General features: G+C 51.7%; 16 protein-coding genes. 11 read left to right on the top strand and 5 right to left on the bottom strand.

The annotated features are described in order from the left end of the window. Window positions 1-82 precede the first annotated feature (82 nt). The 3 genes from PQG83_RS07640 to PQG83_RS07630 form a co-directional block, all read right to left on the bottom strand. Entirely contained in the window at window positions 83-706 is a 624-nt protein-coding gene (locus PQG83_RS07640; protein ID WP_312748307.1) for a class I SAM-dependent methyltransferase, read from the bottom strand. A 213-nt stretch (window positions 707-919) separates the two neighbouring features. Further along, complete coding sequence (locus PQG83_RS07635) at window positions 920-2,020, bottom strand: AI-2E family transporter (RefSeq protein WP_312748306.1); 1,101 nt, start codon at window positions 2,018-2,020, stop codon at window positions 920-922. A gap of 608 nt (window positions 2,021-2,628) precedes the next feature. Further along, on the bottom strand, window positions 2,629-5,016 hold the full coding sequence (locus tag PQG83_RS07630) for a fatty acid cis/trans isomerase (protein WP_312748305.1): 2,388 nt from the start codon (window positions 5,014-5,016) through the stop codon (window positions 2,629-2,631). A gap of 193 nt (window positions 5,017-5,209) precedes the next feature. On the opposite strand from PQG83_RS07630, the gene PQG83_RS07625 reads away from it, so the two are divergent. The 5 genes from PQG83_RS07625 to PQG83_RS07605 all read left to right on the top strand — a co-directional run bounded on the left by PQG83_RS07625 (window position 5,210) and on the right by PQG83_RS07605 (window position 9,742). Then, complete coding sequence (locus tag PQG83_RS07625) at window positions 5,210-5,923, top strand: lipid-binding SYLF domain-containing protein (protein WP_312748304.1); 714 nt, start codon at window positions 5,210-5,212, stop codon at window positions 5,921-5,923. 153 nt (window positions 5,924-6,076) lie between these two features. Continuing rightward, the gene (locus PQG83_RS07620) at window positions 6,077-6,829 is read left to right on the top strand and encodes a DUF3313 domain-containing protein (RefSeq protein ID WP_312748303.1); all 753 of its coding nucleotides are present in this window, start codon (window positions 6,077-6,079) and stop codon (window positions 6,827-6,829) included. 200 nt (window positions 6,830-7,029) lie between these two features. Next, window positions 7,030-7,224: a lipocalin-like domain-containing protein gene (locus PQG83_RS07615; protein WP_312748302.1), complete on the top strand. Its 195-nt coding sequence runs from the start codon at window positions 7,030-7,032 to the stop codon at window positions 7,222-7,224. A 92-nt stretch (window positions 7,225-7,316) separates the two neighbouring features. Then, window positions 7,317-8,765, top strand: a complete 1,449-nt coding sequence (locus PQG83_RS07610; RefSeq protein WP_312748301.1) for a phospholipase D-like domain-containing protein — start codon at window positions 7,317-7,319, stop codon at window positions 8,763-8,765. A gap of 248 nt (window positions 8,766-9,013) precedes the next feature. Continuing rightward, window positions 9,014-9,742, top strand: coding sequence for an alpha/beta hydrolase (locus PQG83_RS07605; protein WP_312748300.1), 729 nt, complete (start codon window positions 9,014-9,016; stop codon window positions 9,740-9,742). A gap of 148 nt (window positions 9,743-9,890) precedes the next feature. On the opposite strand, the gene PQG83_RS07600 is transcribed toward PQG83_RS07605, so the two are convergent. Then, entirely contained in the window at window positions 9,891-10,385 is a 495-nt protein-coding gene (locus PQG83_RS07600; RefSeq protein ID WP_312748299.1) for an ion channel, read from the bottom strand. After that, on the bottom strand, window positions 10,386-10,568 hold the full coding sequence (locus tag PQG83_RS07595) for a hypothetical protein (protein ID WP_312748298.1): 183 nt from the start codon (window positions 10,566-10,568) through the stop codon (window positions 10,386-10,388). It abuts the gene before it with no gap. A gap of 638 nt (window positions 10,569-11,206) precedes the next feature. Between PQG83_RS07595 and PQG83_RS07590 the strand changes: the two genes are divergently transcribed. The 6 genes from PQG83_RS07590 to PQG83_RS07565 all read left to right on the top strand — a co-directional run bounded on the left by PQG83_RS07590 (window position 11,207) and on the right by PQG83_RS07565 (window position 16,398). Further along, window positions 11,207-11,584 (top strand): hypothetical protein, encoded by a 378-nt coding sequence (locus PQG83_RS07590; protein WP_312748297.1) that lies wholly within the window; start codon window positions 11,207-11,209, stop codon window positions 11,582-11,584. A gap of 544 nt (window positions 11,585-12,128) precedes the next feature. Continuing rightward, a complete protein-coding gene (locus tag PQG83_RS07585; RefSeq protein ID WP_312748296.1) occupies window positions 12,129-12,770 on the top strand; it encodes a paraquat-inducible protein A in 642 nt (213 codons plus the stop codon). After that, entirely contained in the window at window positions 12,767-13,402 is a 636-nt protein-coding gene (locus PQG83_RS07580) for a paraquat-inducible protein A (RefSeq protein WP_312748295.1), read from the top strand. The genes PQG83_RS07585 and PQG83_RS07580 overlap by 4 nt, the downstream gene beginning before the upstream one ends. Continuing rightward, complete coding sequence (locus tag PQG83_RS07575) at window positions 13,399-15,060, top strand: PqiB family protein (protein ID WP_312748294.1); 1,662 nt, start codon at window positions 13,399-13,401, stop codon at window positions 15,058-15,060. Before PQG83_RS07580 ends, PQG83_RS07575 begins: the two co-directional genes overlap by 4 nt. A gap of 11 nt (window positions 15,061-15,071) precedes the next feature. Beyond that, window positions 15,072-15,707, top strand: coding sequence for a PqiC family protein (locus tag PQG83_RS07570; protein WP_312748293.1), 636 nt, complete (start codon window positions 15,072-15,074; stop codon window positions 15,705-15,707). A gap of 193 nt (window positions 15,708-15,900) precedes the next feature. Then, window positions 15,901-16,398, top strand: a complete 498-nt coding sequence (locus PQG83_RS07565) for a hypothetical protein (RefSeq protein WP_312748292.1) — start codon at window positions 15,901-15,903, stop codon at window positions 16,396-16,398. Window positions 16,399-16,578: the final 180 nt, after the last annotated feature.

The following is a 16,578-nucleotide window of genomic DNA, read 5'->3' as shown; positions in this document are numbered from 1 at the left end:
CGATAGTTGGATGGTCCATGATGGGGTCTGTTGTCCTCCCTAAAAATAGCCATTACAAAATTCTCCTTTAGACCCAGAGATATCAAGGCTTCTGTCTCGTAAAGCGGCAATAGATAAAGGGTTGCTTATTGCCCCCTGGTGTCATGTGAAGCTCTTCGAACGACTCAATAAAGGTAAAGTTACTTCCGATGGCTAAGGTCAAAAATTCAGGGGAGTACCGAACGACCGGTAATTCGCTGCATGTTGGTGGAGCCTCATAACCAAACGTTGCCATGATTACGTGGCCTAGTGCGCTCACGGACTGGTTCATGGTCTCGCAGTATTTTCCTCGATCCTCCGCTTCCGTCAGAAAATGAAACACGGCTCGATCGTGCCAGACATAATACGTCTTGGATGAACGAAAATCAGTGATATCGGTTTCGATCCAAGTCACGAGATCCGCGCGATCACCCAGCCTGGCTTTGGCTCTTTCCAAGGCGGTGGGAGAAATATCGAGGACGGTGACGTCCATGAAGCCGTGGTCGAGGAGATGGTCTACCAATGTCGAATCGCCTCCTCCCACATCGATGAGGCTGTCGGTCTTCTGAACGCCTGTCGACTCGATCAGGTTCAACGACATGGTCGGATGGGCCTGATACCAGCCTAACTCTTCTGCAGCCGTGGCCTGGTACACGTCTTCCCAATGTGTTTTTCTCTCTTGATTCATGGCCACTTCTCTTTCGGGCGCGATCAATGGTTGCTCGGCTTTATCCTCCAAATATCTCAATCTTCATGAGAGGACAGGGGACAGTGCCGGCAAAACTACAAACACAGCTTTGTCGCCCTGATCGATCTTCATACATAGAATACATTCCGTCTCCTAGCATCTCATTTTTACTAATTTGATTACACTCCGGTATGGGTGTGGAATGTTACCGTTTTATAATTTGCCCGCCTTGTCCTCGTGGGTAGGCGCGTCTACTTCCAGCCATGCCAGGAACAATTTATACCCCAACGTTAAAACCACGGCTCCAATGAATAAGCCAATAATACCTGACAAGAGTAATCCCCCGATGGCACCCATGAAAATCACCACCATTGGGACATCCAGTCCGCGTCCCAAAAAGATAGGTTTGAGGATATTATCAAGCAGACTGACAAAAATTGACCATATCAGAAATAGGACAGATGTCAGGGTATCCTGTGTTAAAAACACGTAAATGACCACCGGAATCATGATAGGCCAGACGCCGATTTGCACGATGCCAAGAATGAGACACAAAAATGCCCAGAATCCTGCTGCAGGGATTCCCGCAATGAAGAATCCCAACCCTGCAAATAGTGACTGAATCAGGGCCACCCCCAATACGCCTCGCGCCACGCTTCGCACGGTCGCTTCTGCAAGGGTCGCAAGCTCGGTTCCCCGGTCTCCAGCCAGGCGTCTACCTATACTATGTGCGAGCTGATGGCCGGACCTGGAGTAAGCCAGGAGCACCCCGGCAATCAATACCGCCACAAAAAATTGCAAGATTGCCAGACCTGTCCCTGTGACCATAGACAGAAGCCAGCTTGCCAACATCCTGATCTGGGGTTCAAGTTGGACAAAGGCTCCCTCAATATTCACGGAAGCCAGATTCCAGATATTGGCTAAAGGTTTTCCAATCAACGGCCAAGTCTCAAGGCCCTGCGGTGGTGGGGGGACTGTGAGTGTCCCATCCCTCAAATGATTCACAATCATTTCCCCATTTTTAACGAGAAGTCCTCCTAGCAGGACTGCAGGCCAAACCAGGATCACCAACATACCGGCCGTTACCAATATGGCTGACACACGAGGAGAATCATGTAACAGATTTCGTAGAGACCCATACACCGGATAGATGGCCACGGCGATGATGAGACCCCAGACAATGGGGATGACAAAAGGGCGCAGGATGAGAAAACACCATCCAACCCAAATGACGACCAGGCCGATCCGGATCGCAGCCTCCACCGCGTTTTTCGTAAACTCTTCATTTCTTGGGGGAGTCGTTTGATTCGCCATATTGGTCTCATCCTTCTCCTGATACTTGAGTATGGAGTCGTGATCCTTAAAGGACGTGGCAATTTATGGGTGACACACCACGCTCGCCGGTGACGTGATTCAATTGGTGGTCAACCTGTTCGATATTTTTGCCAACCGGTTTACCTTTCCTTCGTCAAGTCGGGATAGGGGATCAAAATGGGGATAAGGACTTTTCCAGTAGGACCCAAAGGTATCAGTGATTGGATGTCCAATTGCTATCTATTCAAAAAAGTGGCTTTACAAAGTTTAGCGTGGGTACATCTATCTGCCAATGTTTGAGACCATAAACCTAGAAATTCAAGTGCCACACATTCCTCCCCTTTGTAAGGGGAGGTAAGGCGGGGTAGAGATTCAGCTGTGTGCACTTGGGATTGCGCCCACAGTTCTCGCAGCAAGTTGCCATCTGGCGTTTCTATCTCCCCTCGCTATTGCCTGGTGTGTCCCGCAGGGCGCGACCGTGGCTTACAAAGGAGGGAGCTCTCTTCGCAGATCCGTGTGGTCCGTACAACCCCGACTAAACCCCGACTAAACCCGGAAGAACCAAAACAACTGTAATCAATGTGGGTGAGGTTGTGTCGCGCGTCGTCTTACCGGTTTTCCAGACGATTATAGTCCAACAATCCTGCCTCAATCGAAGACTCCTTTTGATAGGCAATCCGTAAGGCATCACTATGTTTCCAGAAATCGGGATGGCTTCGGCTGACACCAAAATGACGCACCAGGGCTTGATAATCCTCCTCACTGCTGAGGGTTTCCACGGCGCTGACAAAATCTTGTAATTGTGATGCTTCGACATGGTAGAGGGCGTTGGGATAGGCACCCAAAAATCCCGGCACCACGGTTAAGGTATCTTCTGCGGGAATCCGCCTTTCCTGTTCAAAGAGCAGATGGGAGACATTGCTTAAGCCATTGTTATGGATGAGGGTCACCACCTGATGACTCGAATCGCCGGGATCTGTTGATCCGCTGTCACTGATTGAGACAATGATGTTTTGTGGTAACCAGGAAACGGCGACACCCTGGATGCGCGAGAGTCTTGTCAATTGTTGACGGACGTGCGAATTGTTGATTTTCTCGATGGCATAAGAGGGGAATAAGACGGGCTTGAGGTGTTGGCGTAACATCCCGACCAATTCGGATTTGGGGTGGGCGGTGGTAAAGTGAATGCCTGTTTGGCGATTCACTCGTTGGTTGTACATTTCACCAAATTTTTCTATTTCAGCACTGGCGTCTCGATACCAGAATTTCCATTCGTCTGCCCGCGTGCGCTCGGGAAGGAAGGTGAGAAAACCCAGTTCACCTTCCATCCGCAAAAAATCCATATAAAGCCGGGAGTTTAACTGGTGACCGATATTGCCATAAATGTCATACCCCGCGACCAGCAGGTAGTGAATGCGCTCAAGCAACGCATAGTCGAGGACTACCAGTGTTTTGGGTTCATCGCCGACAAAGCCCTTGACGACGGTCGCATTATCTAAATGCCGAAACACCGTGAGGGCTGCATTGGCATTCCGGCCGTCGCCATCCCAAATGAGGTCGAGAGAAATTTCTTCCGGTGTGGAGAGATGTTGTCGCAGATACTCCACTTTTCCTGCGAAATAATTCTTTTCTAATTGAGAATACTCCAACCAGTTTTTCAGGGCTCCGGCATTACTCTGCTGTTCTGTCGGCATCCGAAGATTCCGCTGTTCCTTCTCGAGAAATTTGGAATTTTGGGCTAGAGCCGGACTCTCAGGATTGCCGAAGACAATCCAGAAGTGCTCGTTTATCACGTTGAGAGCGATTTGTCCTCGACACACGGGCCCTTTGATGAAACTCATAATGGTAAACTCGGCTTCATCAAGCAGAAACTGATACCGGGATTTGACCGGGAGGCGTACAAACGTTTCGAAGGGATTGGCCGAAGCCTCCGGGTCATAAGACGGGAGAGTGGGAACGTCGTATTCCGGTGCTAAGAAGAGCGTGTGATAACGCTCCATGCGTTGCGTGTTGAGCACATAGGGCATATGGGTTTTGGCCAAAATGGTCGTCCGAACCGGCTCAAAACGATAATAAATGCGCGCAACTTCCGGATCATCGTAGGGACGACGCGTGGCAATGCTGTCGATGGGTCTCCCTGGTGGGGTGGTCGATCGAACGAGACGAAAAAATAATCCGGAGCTGTCATTTTCAAAATACAGATGGGCCAGGAATAAATGCTCATAGAGGTAACGACTCATTAACTGTTCTTTACGACTATTCCCATTGAAAAACGTTTCCCACTTCGAGATGTATTCCAGAAGGCTTGCTCCTATTGGAGGTGGAGCCTCATAGGTTGCGCCTTCTTCCAACCACGTCCTCAATGTCCCGTATTCCCGATCTGATAAATCCGGTAAACCATAGGGCATACCCCATAAGGGATGAGTCTCGGCGAAGTCATCGAACTCTTCAACCGTCGGGCAATATTGGGCACGCTCAAGAGAAAAATCAAAACCGGCTGGTAGGGGACTGACCGTGGGAAGGGGGTGCTGACGCTTCAGTTCTAACATTTTGGCCATCAAACCCCCATTGAGGTTGGCTTCTTTTGTCTGCACACGTTCGTTTAATACCGGATAAAATTGTTTCTCCCGCCATTCAGCGGGTGATTGGGCATCGACAAAAAGCCGCGTCGGTTCCATGGCCAATAATCTTCCGGCATGATACACCAGATTCTTATTGGCACCGCGTTCGATTCCTTCCGGTGCACTGAGATCGAGTTGGCAAGGAGCATCGTAACAGCCATGACACACGATACACCGGGCCTCAAGAATGGGTTTCACATCCTCCACATATTGCACTGTTCGTATTTCGACCCCTGGTGTGGTGTTCAACCGGTTTTGAGGTGAGGACTCCCCGAATTGTTGATCGAGATGTAGCCCGACCAGGAGGGTACACCCGCCGCCGATGATCGTGAGAAGCAGGGTGGACATTATTTGGGCATACGGTCGAGTGTTCATCGGATCTCCATAGAGGTGATCTTTTATGACTAAAAACCATTTTTCCTTGTTTGATCGAGACCACTATATCGAGGATAGGGTGAAAATTGCTAACCTCGATATATAACTTTCCTCGCAAAAGTTTTCACGGGACATTTCCGGAAACCCTTCTAGCATGAGAGAGGCGTCTATTATGTTTACCCACGTAAGATCCATGAGTCATTCTTCGCGGCTGTTCCCGATAATTCTTGTCTGGGGCATGTTATGTCTGGCATTAGTCATTCCGACTTCGGGTTGGGCACAGAATGCTTCTGAAGAAGAGTTCCTGGTGGATAAAGCTCGTTTTACCCTGGAGAATTTTCTTGCGGATCCCGACATGCAGTGGTTCCGGGATTATATGAAGGACGCCCGGGGCATTTTAATTGTTCCCCAATTTATCAAAGGGGCCTTTTTTATCGGCGGGTCGGGGGGAACCGGTGTGTTGATCGCTCGTGATGAAAAAACCAACGAATGGAGCTATCCTGCCTTTTTTACCCTGGGTGGTGCCAGTTTCGGATTCCAATTCGGCGGACAGGCTTCGGAAGTCGTGTTGTTGGTCATGACGCAAAAGGGCATCGATTCCCTGATGAGTACGACCCTAAAATTGGGTGCCGATGCTTCCGTAGCGGTTGGTCCAATCGGGAGAGGGGTTGAGGGATCGACGGCGCCGAATTTGAGTGCGGATCTCTTATCCTTTTCCAAGGCAAAGGGATTGTTTGCCGGCATTTCACTCGAAGGGGCCGTTGTCGCCGCACGGGACGCGTTAAATACCAATTATTACACAACACCAACCAAAACGATCGATATCCTGGTGCGGCGTAGTGTGAGTAATCCCCAGGCCAATCCTTTGCTCGAAGTGGTCAAGAAGGCGACTAAAGGAAACAGTTAACGTATTTTGAGAAAAAGCTGAGTTTGCAAGAAATACCATGACTTGCCAGGCTAGGGTCTGGAAGCGTGATCACAATGCTTCGCGGATTTCCCTTTGCATCCCCGATCCGTTTTTCTTAAGACCTATAGATAGAGGAATGAAAGGAATTCATGAATGGGTGACGACATAAAAGCCTCCGATTGCCGCAGCGGAAAGCCGGGATTCAGGCAGGTTGTCCGGCTTAAAAGACTCGGATTTCCAATCGTCCTCACGATCGTACTCGTTGTTGCAGGATGCGCGCAGACCGAACAGGCTGGAAACGTGCAGACTTCAGGATTTATCAGAGATTATTCCCTTCTCCAAAAGGGAGAAGAGGGGGAAGCGCTTCTCGTGTACAAGAATCCTCAGGCTGATTTTTCCACCTATCGCACGTTATACGTGGACCCGGTGACCGTCTTATTGTCAAAGCAATCTTCGGTTCCCCAAGAACAATTACACAAACTGGGTGGAGATCTTCGTTCAAAGATGATCTGGGCACTCAAAGAAGATTTTCTTGTCGTTCCTAAATTAGTACCCGGAGCATTACGTTTAGAGCTGGCCTTGACCGAAGCCGTACCAGCCGATGTCGGCATGGATATTTTCACCACTCTTGTCCCACCGGCTGGTGTGATATCGGCCGCCACGGAACTTGCCACGGGCACACAGGCTTTTGTGGGGCGGGCCACTGTTGAAGGAAAATTAACCGATGGAGATACCGGCACCCTGCTGGCGGCAGCCGTCGATCGTCGAATGGGAGGTCGAACGCTGGATGGCTCAATGGATTCATGGGATGATGTTCAGCAGGCCTTTCAGTACTGGGCCACCAGATTGTCCCAACGGTTTCGTGATTGGCGGGCAACGAAAGAGGTCTTTCCTCGGTCACCATGAGGGAAGGCACGGTTGAGTCATTTCGTAATGGGATTGATCTGAGTGTCCTCCTCACACTCTCCTATGGTGAGCTGTCTATGGCCGATGCCCTAAGGACATCCTTCCGTCCCTGATAGGGGTCTGAAGAGAAGTTGACTCAACTTGGGAATTAAAACCTGATCCTCCCTGGATTTTTTTTAGACATCACAGGGAGCAATTCTATGAAAGACACATTGGGTGAGCAACTGATTGGGACATGGAAGCTCGAATCCCGTTTGGGAAATCCTGTGGCCGGATCTGTGCCGGTATTCCACATGGGAGAGCCTCCGATGAGCATCATCATGTACACGCAGGATGGATATATGTCGGCGCAGTTAATGCGTTGTGGCCGTCAGAACTTTGCTTTGGGTGACTAATTCAACGGGACCATCGAGGAATATTGGGAAGAAGCTTCCACCTATATTGCGTACTCCGCCGTCAATGGCGATGACGTGAAGGGACAATAACCTTGAGCGCCACTGTCCAACTCCAAAACCGTGAGCGGGCCGCGATATTACCCATCCGCTCACTTGGAAACCAGGCTTTTTCGCGCGCCGCAGGCGCACCCCTGATCGAAGGCAACACTATCCGACTGCTCCAAGACGCGTCCGAGAACTACCCGGCGTGGCTCGATGCCATCCGCGGGGCGAAACGGTACATTCACTTCGAAAACTACATCATTCGCGAAGATGATGTGGGTCGAATGTTTGCCGACGTGCTTGTTGGTAAAGCGCAGGAGGGCATGCGCGTGCGTCTCATTTACGACTGGATGGGCGGATTCGGTAGAGCGTCGCGGGCTTTTTGGAACCGTTTGCGCGCGGGCGGTGTGGAAGTGCGTTGCTACAACCCGCCGCGGTGGGACTCACCTTTTGGCTGGCTCAGTCGTGACCATCGAAAGACGATCTCGGTGGATGGCGAGGTGGGTTTTGTCACCGGCTTGTGCGTTGGTCAGATGTGGGTCGGTGTGCCTGAAAAGAAGGTTGAACCGTGGCGCGATACCGGCGTGGAAGTGCGCGGACCGTCGGTGGCTGTCATTGAGCAGGCGTTCGCAGATGTCTGGGCGATGATGGGAGAGCCGATTCCTGAGCACGACCTGTTCAAACCAGACGGGCAGGCGCAGAAAGGCGAAACGGCCCTTCGCGTTGTGGCGAGTGTGCCGGCGACGGCGGGGATGTTTCGCGTCGATCTCCTGATGGCGGCCCTTGTGAGGAAACGCCTCTGGTTGGTCGATGCGTATTACGCTGGGACGACCTCCTATGTGCAAGCGTTGCGTGCAGCCGCAAGCGACGGTGTTGATGTGCGCCTGCTCGTGCCGGACGCAACCGACATTCCGCTTCTTAGGCTCTTATCCAGAGCGGGATATCGTCCTTTGTTGGAAGCCGGTGTGCGAATCTTCGAGTGGAACGGGACGATGCTGCACGCGAAGACGGCCGTTGCTGATGGACATTGGGCGCGCGTCGGTTCGACGAATCTCAACCTCGCCAGTTGGTTAGGCAATTGCGAGATGGACGTCGTCGTTGAAGACGAACCTTTCGCGCGCCTTATGGAGCAGACGTATCTGCAGGACTTGGAGAACGCGACCGAGGTGGTCTTAGATGCTCAGCGGAAATTGCGCGCGCCGAATCAACCTCGCCATCCGCATCCAAAACTCTCCAGCGGCGGCGGGAGCGGCGGGCGTGCCGCTGCAGGCGCTCTCCGCCTCGCCAACACGGTGGGCGCGGCGTTCACCAACCGGCGTATCCTCGAACCCCTCGAAGCGCGTATCACGGTAACGGCGGGGGTGATGCTCCTGATGTCGGGGATTCTCTTCGCGTTCTTCCCGCGCCTGTTAGCCTATCCGCTCGTCCTAGTCTTCACCTGGATCGCCGGCGCGCTTCTCTACAGAGGTTACAAGCTGTATCGCGGCAAAGGTCAGTGAGAGAATGGACGGTCCACAAAGTGGATCGTCGTCGATCTGCACGGCGACGGGATAGGGGATGAGCGTCACCGGGATCCAACCATCTCAAGGGAGGTTGACGTCGAGCGTCCCGTCTTGTCGATAACAAGGCCCATACGTCATTTTGCTCGACCTATCGGCGGTTCCCGAGCCCTGCTGCTCTGAGCAGGCGGGGCTCGAGCTGACGCCGGAGGTGATCATCACAATGTTCACGCATTACAGGAGGAATCATGTTCGGAACCATTCGCAACCTCGAAGGTGAAAAGATCGACTACACCTTCCATCCGGGAGATAACAGTCGGAAGGTCATCGTTGTCCTCGGGCACGGGGTCACGGGCAATAAGGATCGTCCGTTTGCCGTCGCGCTGGCAGAAGCCCTGTCACACGACGGAATTCCGACGATCAGGCTGTCGTTTTCCGGTAACGGTGATTCGGAAGGTCGCTTCGAGGACTCCACAATTTCCAAGGAAGTAGAAGACCTTCGCTGCGTGCTCGACGCGCTCGACGGATGGAACATCCTGTATGTCGGCCACAGCATGGGTGGAGCTGTCGGCGTGCTGCTGGCTGGCAAAGACACACGTCTTGTCGGACTCGTTTCATTAGCCGGCATGGTTCATACGGAAGCGTTCGCGCAGCGCGAGTTCGGCAACGTCACCGCGGGTGTGGGCTTCATGTGGGATGAGCCGGCGTGCCCGCTGTCGCAGACTTTCATCGACGACACCGTGGCCATCGGCACCGTCGTCACCCGTGCTCCCTCGATCCGGATCCCCTGGCTGCTCGTTCACGGAACTGAGGATGACGTTGTTCCTCTCCAGGACTCGCTCGACATTTTCGAAAGAGCCAATACACCCAAGCAGCTCGTCCAGATTGAAGGTGCAGACCATGTGTTCTCCGAGCACATGCCGGACATGATCAAGGTCGTACACGAATGGGTTCGAGAGCAGATCGGACGCGCATAGACCGGTTTTGTATTTGATAAAGGAGTGATAAAACGTGGAGTCGTGGCTATGTCGTCACGGCCATCGGATGTGTGATTACCTAAGCCCCAGTCTGACAAGTACTCAGGAGAGGATACGACGAAAAGGCCGTTCCGTATCGAAATCGGCTCTAGGGCTTTGTGCCGGTCTGGTTTTTCTCGGAAAGATACATGCCCACGAGCCATGCCACCAAGACGGCAACATAAAATTGTCCGACGATCGCCTCGAGATAGGAGAGAGTGCGGGCGATCGGCTTAATGGGGGTCACGTCGCCGTAGCCTAAGGTCGTAATGGTGACATAGCTGTAATACAGCAATTCTGCAAACTGGACTCCTACCGCGGTGGATGTCAGGCCGTGAAACGAATTCGGGTTGGCGATGTTGATGATGAGATAACACACCGACCAGTTGAGACCAATCAGGAGATAAATGCAGATGGCGCCAATGATTTTATTCAGGGTGATTGGGCCTGAAAGGAGCAAATGCCGGGAAGCAATCCAGGTACTGACCAGGGAGAACACAAATAGTATGGCCATGTTGACAAACTGAAGCTCAGGAATGTCCAGGAAGTAGTCGATGGTGGCAGTTGCGATTCCACTTACGGTGAGAATTCCTCCTCCCACCATTCACCATGTTTTTTCACTCACATGGCTCCATATCCCCATCAGGAGCATGAGGCAAAGAGCAGGCTCAAGGAACAAACGCCGGGTCTCACTCGTGACCCCTACTTCTCGTGCGATGGCAACCGAGAGCAACAGGAACAACAGACCTCCTAGCAAATACCCAAAGTTCATCCTTTTGATAGGCATCGGTGTCTTCTCCGAATGGCGAAACAGGCTGGCTTCATTAGTATTGCCAGCCCTGTTTCTTCTGGCGCTCCAATGGTCGGCAAGGTAAGAATAGCGCTCCTTCAGTTCAGTTTTTTTTGATAAAGAGATTGGTCCCGCAAAGGAGCCTTTCCACTGTGGCAGGCATGGCCACAAAATCGACGCCATTGGTCCAAGGGCAACAGTCCGGAATTTAAGGGAGGTGGCGGTCTCAAGAGTTCTTCGTCCGATCTGCAAAGATTTGCGGTATGGGCATTTATGAAAAACTTTCTCCCCAATTGTTGCGCGGGGTAAATGATGCGGACGGTGCGCAAAACCCTTTCTTCCGAATCTGAGACATTTTGCAGAGTCTATCATAGGAAAAGGATAGGGTCCCCGATTTAGGATGCAAAACTCAAAGGGATGCTCCATAATACAGCCCGCTGAATAATGGAGAGAGGATTCAAGAGCGTCCACTGAGAAGTCGGCTGTTTGTGGGGTTCCTCTTCCTGGTGCCCTATGACAGGATGAGGGCGAATTTGTTGAGAAGGGTTGAGCCCCGGGCCGAATCCTGTTGAGAGAGCCGCATTGCCCTGGTAGGAAAGGATTGATGAGATTTTTATACTTGTGGGAGGCATTTCATGACGCTAGGAGAAAAACCTGATTGTAAGAACAGACAAAGGTATGGGCTACAAAAAACATGGCCATTCGTTCTCACGATTCTCCTCGCCGCCTGTGCGCAAAACCCTGCCTATCTTTATGAGATGGGTGAGAGGCCGATACCCATAGGAATCGAAAATGAAATCATTCCGCATAGCACCACTCAGGATGAGGTGTTAACTCTTCTTGGAGAGCCCGTCGCCCGCCTCAAAACCAAGACACATGAGGGACATATTCACATCTGGACCTATTCGTATATGGATCTTCAGAGCACCTCAGGGGACAAGGGGGAATCGCTGACTATCACCTTTGATGATAAAACCTTTGTGGTCCAAAGTGTCACCAGAGGCCCGCTTTAACGAAGGATTGGAAAACTATGTTAGAAGGTGGATCCTTTGTTCCTGACGCGGCCGTTCAATTGTATCTCCAACCGTATTTTTCAATTACTAAAATTTAAGAAAATTGATCCGTTGATCTGGCGGGTTTCTGTCCAGCCTGTTAAACCTCATGGGCCATCTTTTTAGTGGATGGCAACTTTCCGGAGCGATCTTACAGGCGGCTTTTCGTGTATGCGCTGAGGCGTTTCGACGCATAAGCGGGAAGACCGTTCGCCCCTTGGCCGTGCTCACCTAGTTCTCTGTCCGCTCTGCGCGTCAAGGCGATGGCGGCCTTGTATTCGAGAAACAACAGGACAGGACTGGACGGGCCTTTTTGAACAACCTGCTTCGCTCATGGAAGATCCTCGATGCCCTCAAATCAGGCGATTTCTTCATCCGCAACGGGCCCAATCCATGTCTGGTGTCGCATGTTTTGGCTCGTTGTTGGTGAAAAAATTTCTCGAATGTGTTAAGAACACCAGCGACACGGTGGAACATTCCATCGAGGACACACCGTGGAGATGATGTGTTTCCAGTCGGATCGAACGGGAATGACATGGCCGCCCCCCATACCTTAATCGCCTGCCATGAATGCGATCTCCTTCATCGTATTCACCCGCTCCATTATGGTGAGCGGGCCAAGTGTTCGAGATGTGGAGCATCGTTGTATGCGAAAAAACGGGATAGTTTCGAACATACCATTGTACTGACCCTGGCCAGCCTCATTTTCTTTACCCTGGCGAATGTTTTCCCGTTTATGACATTCGAGCTTAATGGCCGTGTTCAGGAGAGTCTTCTCTCGACAGGGGTGAGGGAGTTCTTTGAACGGGAAATGTGGGCGTTAGGGGTTCTGGTGTTGTGTGCGAGTATCATTTTCCCTGCCCTGAAAATTCTTGGCATGTTGTACGTTCTTGGACCGTTGGAATTCAACAAGCGACCGTGGCACGCCGCTCTGGTCTTTCGGATGGTTGAGCACTGCCGGACCTGGGCCATGATGGACGTATATTTGCTGGGAGTGATTGTTGCCGTGGTGAAGTTGTCGGATTTGGCCAATCTGGTTCCCGGTGTGGCGATTTATTCATTCGTCGCCTTAATCCTGACCTTGGCTGCCGCCGACTCTGCACTGGATACTCATACGGTTTGGGAAAAAATGGAGAAGGTTTCATGAGCGGCTCTTACCCTACCGCAGCCCGGTCCGGGCTTATGAGTTGTCATGCCTGCCATGAACTCAGTCGAATATCCCCGCTGTTGAGTGAGGGTGAGGCCATCTGCCCTCGATGTGGGGCCCATCTGCATCTGAGGAAACCCAATAGTATTTCGCGCACGTGGGCACTCTTGATTGCGGCCTACATTCTCTATATCCCGGCCAACCTGCTTCCCGTGATGACGGTGATTTCGTTCGGGAAAGGCGAAGCGGATACAATCCTGAGCGGGGTCAAGGAACTCATTCATGCCGGAATGATGCCGATTGCCTTGCTGGTATTTTTCGCCAGCATCACCGTGCCGGTTTTAAAGCTCCTGGCGCTGACGTATCTGTTGCTGTCTGTCCAATATAAATCTCAATGGCGTCCAAGGGAACGGACCAAGTTATACCGGATGACCGAGGTGGTCGGCCGCTGGTCCATGATTGATATTTTTATGATTTCGATTTTAATTGCCCTGGTAAAACTTGATGCCTTGGCGACAATAGAACCCGGGCCGGGAGCGATCTCATTCGCCGCAGTCGTGATTCTGACCATGTTTGCCGCCATGAGCTTCGATCCCCGATTGATCTGGGACAACATAGAGGAGAAATCATGAAGGACAAGGAATCCAATCCTGGCGATTTCGAGGATTTGCCCAAAGCCACAGTACAAAAAAAGCGTGGGATTTCCATTGTGTGGATTATTCCTATCGTTGCGGCTCTTATCGGAGGGTGGCTGACTTACAAAACGATCTCCGAAAAGGGTCCCACGGTCACTATCACCTTTCAAGATGGGGCCGGGTTGGAAGCCGGAAAAACCAAAATTAAATACAAGTCCATTGAGGTCGGAACCGTTAAAACCGTGCAAATCAGTCATGACCTCTCTCACGTGGTTGTGACCGCAGAACTCAGCAAACAGGCTGAGCCCCACCTCACGGAAAATGCCCAGTTCTGGGTGGTCCGTCCCCGCCTGGGATTGGGAGGTATTTCGGGGCTTGAGACATTAGTGTCCGGAGCCTATATTGCCATGGATCCCAGGCCAGGACCTTCGGCTCGGACTTTCACGGGACTGGAGAAACCACCTGGAGTGACACGAGAAGACAAAGGGGCCCAATTCCAATTGCAGGCGGAAAATCTGGGATCGAGTGCACCTGGCGCCCCGGTCTTTTATCACGATATAGAGGTTGGCCGTGTTCTTGACTATGTCTTGGACACCGAAGGCGAGGGTGTCTTGATCGATATTTTCATTCAAGCCCCGCATCATCTGCGGGTACGGGATACCAGCCGATTCTGGCAGTTAAGCGGATTTGAGGTATCACTGGGGGCAGAAGGTCTTGATGTGAAAGTGGAGTCGCTCTCCTCCCTTCTCACGGGTGGAATCGCGTTCGATACTCCGGCCACCGCAGGTGGGTCGGGTGAACCCAGTCGACCCGGAACGGCCTTTAAACTTTTCAAGAATTATTCCAGTATCCAGGACGAGAAGTATGTCATGACGCGTCCGTTTGTGATCAATTTCGATGGATCAGTGAGAGGCTTGAGCGTCGGGGCTCCTGTGGAATTCCGGGGAATTAAAATCGGGGTCGTCTCCGATATCGCGGTTAAGCTGGACCCCAAGACGCTTGACATTAAAATTCCCGTGCTCATCGATATCCAGCCGGAACGCATTACCGCCCCACAGCTCGTGCAGGCACACGTATTAGAGGATAACTACGCGATCATGAAGCATATGGTGAAACGCGGCTTAAGAGCTCAACTGGTGACCGGGAGCCTCTTGACCGGGCAGTTGTTCGTCGGGCTCGATTTTCACAAGAATCTTCCCGAGAAAGAGCTGATTATGTCCGGAAAATATCCGGAGATTCCGGCCATACCCGCAGCGATGGATGAATTGCGACGAACGGTTACCGATGTGATGGCAGAAGTCCGACGGTTGCCTCTTGATAAAATTGCCCAGGAAATCCTGGAAACCGTCGAAGGCGGCAACCGTCTGGTCAATTCCTCTGAGACCCAAAATGCCGTCCGCAACCTCAATACCGCATTGGGCAATGTGGAACGACTTACGGAGGGACTTGATCGGCAAGTTGACACTCTGGCAACCAGTTTAGATGAGACGCTGGTAACCGTTCGGAAAGCGTTGCAGGTCGCTGATCCCAATTCACCTGCTGCAGTGAATATGAACAGTGCCCTGAAGGAGCTGTCTGCGGCCGCCCGCTCTATCCGGGTTTTGGCCGATTATCTTGAACAACATCCTGAGGCATTAGTCAAAGGGAAACATTGAATGAGGTGGACATGAACAGCATCATACATGGTTTCCGTATCATCGTGGCCTGCGTAATCCTTCTGACTGTGCTCGGGTGTGGGACCAGTCAACCTTCGCATTTTTATTTGTTGCGAGCCCTGTCGCCATCCTCCAATTCAATCCTAGCAGACACGAAAGGCTCAAGCCTGTCCTTTGGGTTGGGACCGGTCACACTTCCAAAATATTTGGACCGGCCGCAAATTGTGACTCAATCCGGGGGGCATGAGGTTGAGTTGGCCGAATTCCATAAATGGGCTGAACCGTTGAGCGAAAATGTGTCTCACGTCCTGGCGGAAAATCTCTCAGTCATTCTTTCGACGGATCGAATCGAACAGTTTCCGTGGAGAAGAACAACTCCCGTGGATTTCCAAATTGTCGTGGATATCTTGCAGTTCGATGGTACCAGGGGAGGGGAGGCCGTCTTGTCGGCACGGTGGAGCCTTTTGGGTGGGGATGAAGCCACAGTCTTCACCACAAGGAAAACGCGGGTGACCCATCATCCGACAAGCCAGGATTATGAAGCGCTGGTTGAGGCCATGAGTCAGAACCTTGAGGATCTCAGTCGCGAGATAGCCGAGGCCATGAAGTTGCTTCTCCCCACAATCTCACCTGGCTCAATTTCATAAGTTGCCATTCGCAGGGGTAATTTTTCGCTGTGTGCAGAGACACACTTCAAAATAGCTGTGGTGGTCATGGGCCGCCAAAAACACTCCACTCAATGGCATTGTTCATCCGAGTTTTCTGATGGCCATTCGAATGATCGTAGGGAGTCCGATTCAACTTGATGGCATAGACGCGTACTTTCACGGAGAATAATTCATGGGGATGCTTTCAACGGTCAAACATGAAATGAAAGAAGTCGGTTTAGTGACCCTGTATTTTTTCTTCTGTTTCGGTGTCATCCTGACCCTCAAGAAACTGATGCTGGAAGGCTATCATATTGAGTTTTATGCCTTTTCAAGCGCGCTGGTCGGTGCACTCATCGTGGCAAAGATTGTGGTGCTATTGGGTAAAACCCGGGCCGGCAGCAGGTTTGATGCCCGGTATTCCCTTGGTGCGGCAGCTCTGTATCGGACCATGGTGTATAGTGGATGCACCTTTTTGGTTTTATTTGCTGAAAAATTGTTTCATGCGTTTCGGGAGAGTGGTACGTTGGGTGCGGCTTTCATGGACGTGTGGGAACATAAGGATCTTTCTCTCATTTTCGCTAAGGTCTTATGTGTGGGGCTGGCCTTTATGGGATTTTTTCTTTATCGGGGTATTGATCGGCGGTTAGGAGAGGGGGCCTTGAGGCGCATCGTGTTCAGTGCTCCCTGATTGCCTTCCAAAAGAGGTTGCTGGCATCTTATTCTCGCGGGCTGCGTGTATGACGTTGTTTCTCTGACAACCCAACTCCCTGGCTTTGTTCGCTTTCGCACTTGTGGGTCTCTTTGCCTGTGACCTGTCTGGAATTCTTGAAGATGTGTGACGGTATGGGAGCAAAATGAGCCGAAAAAA

This window comes from Candidatus Nitrospira neomarina, assembly GCF_032051675.1.
GTDB lineage: Bacteria > Nitrospirota > Nitrospiria > Nitrospirales > UBA8639 > Nitrospira_E > Nitrospira_E neomarina.
Note: the sequence above shows the minus strand (reverse complement) of the source record. Positions and strands in the feature narration are given on the sequence as shown.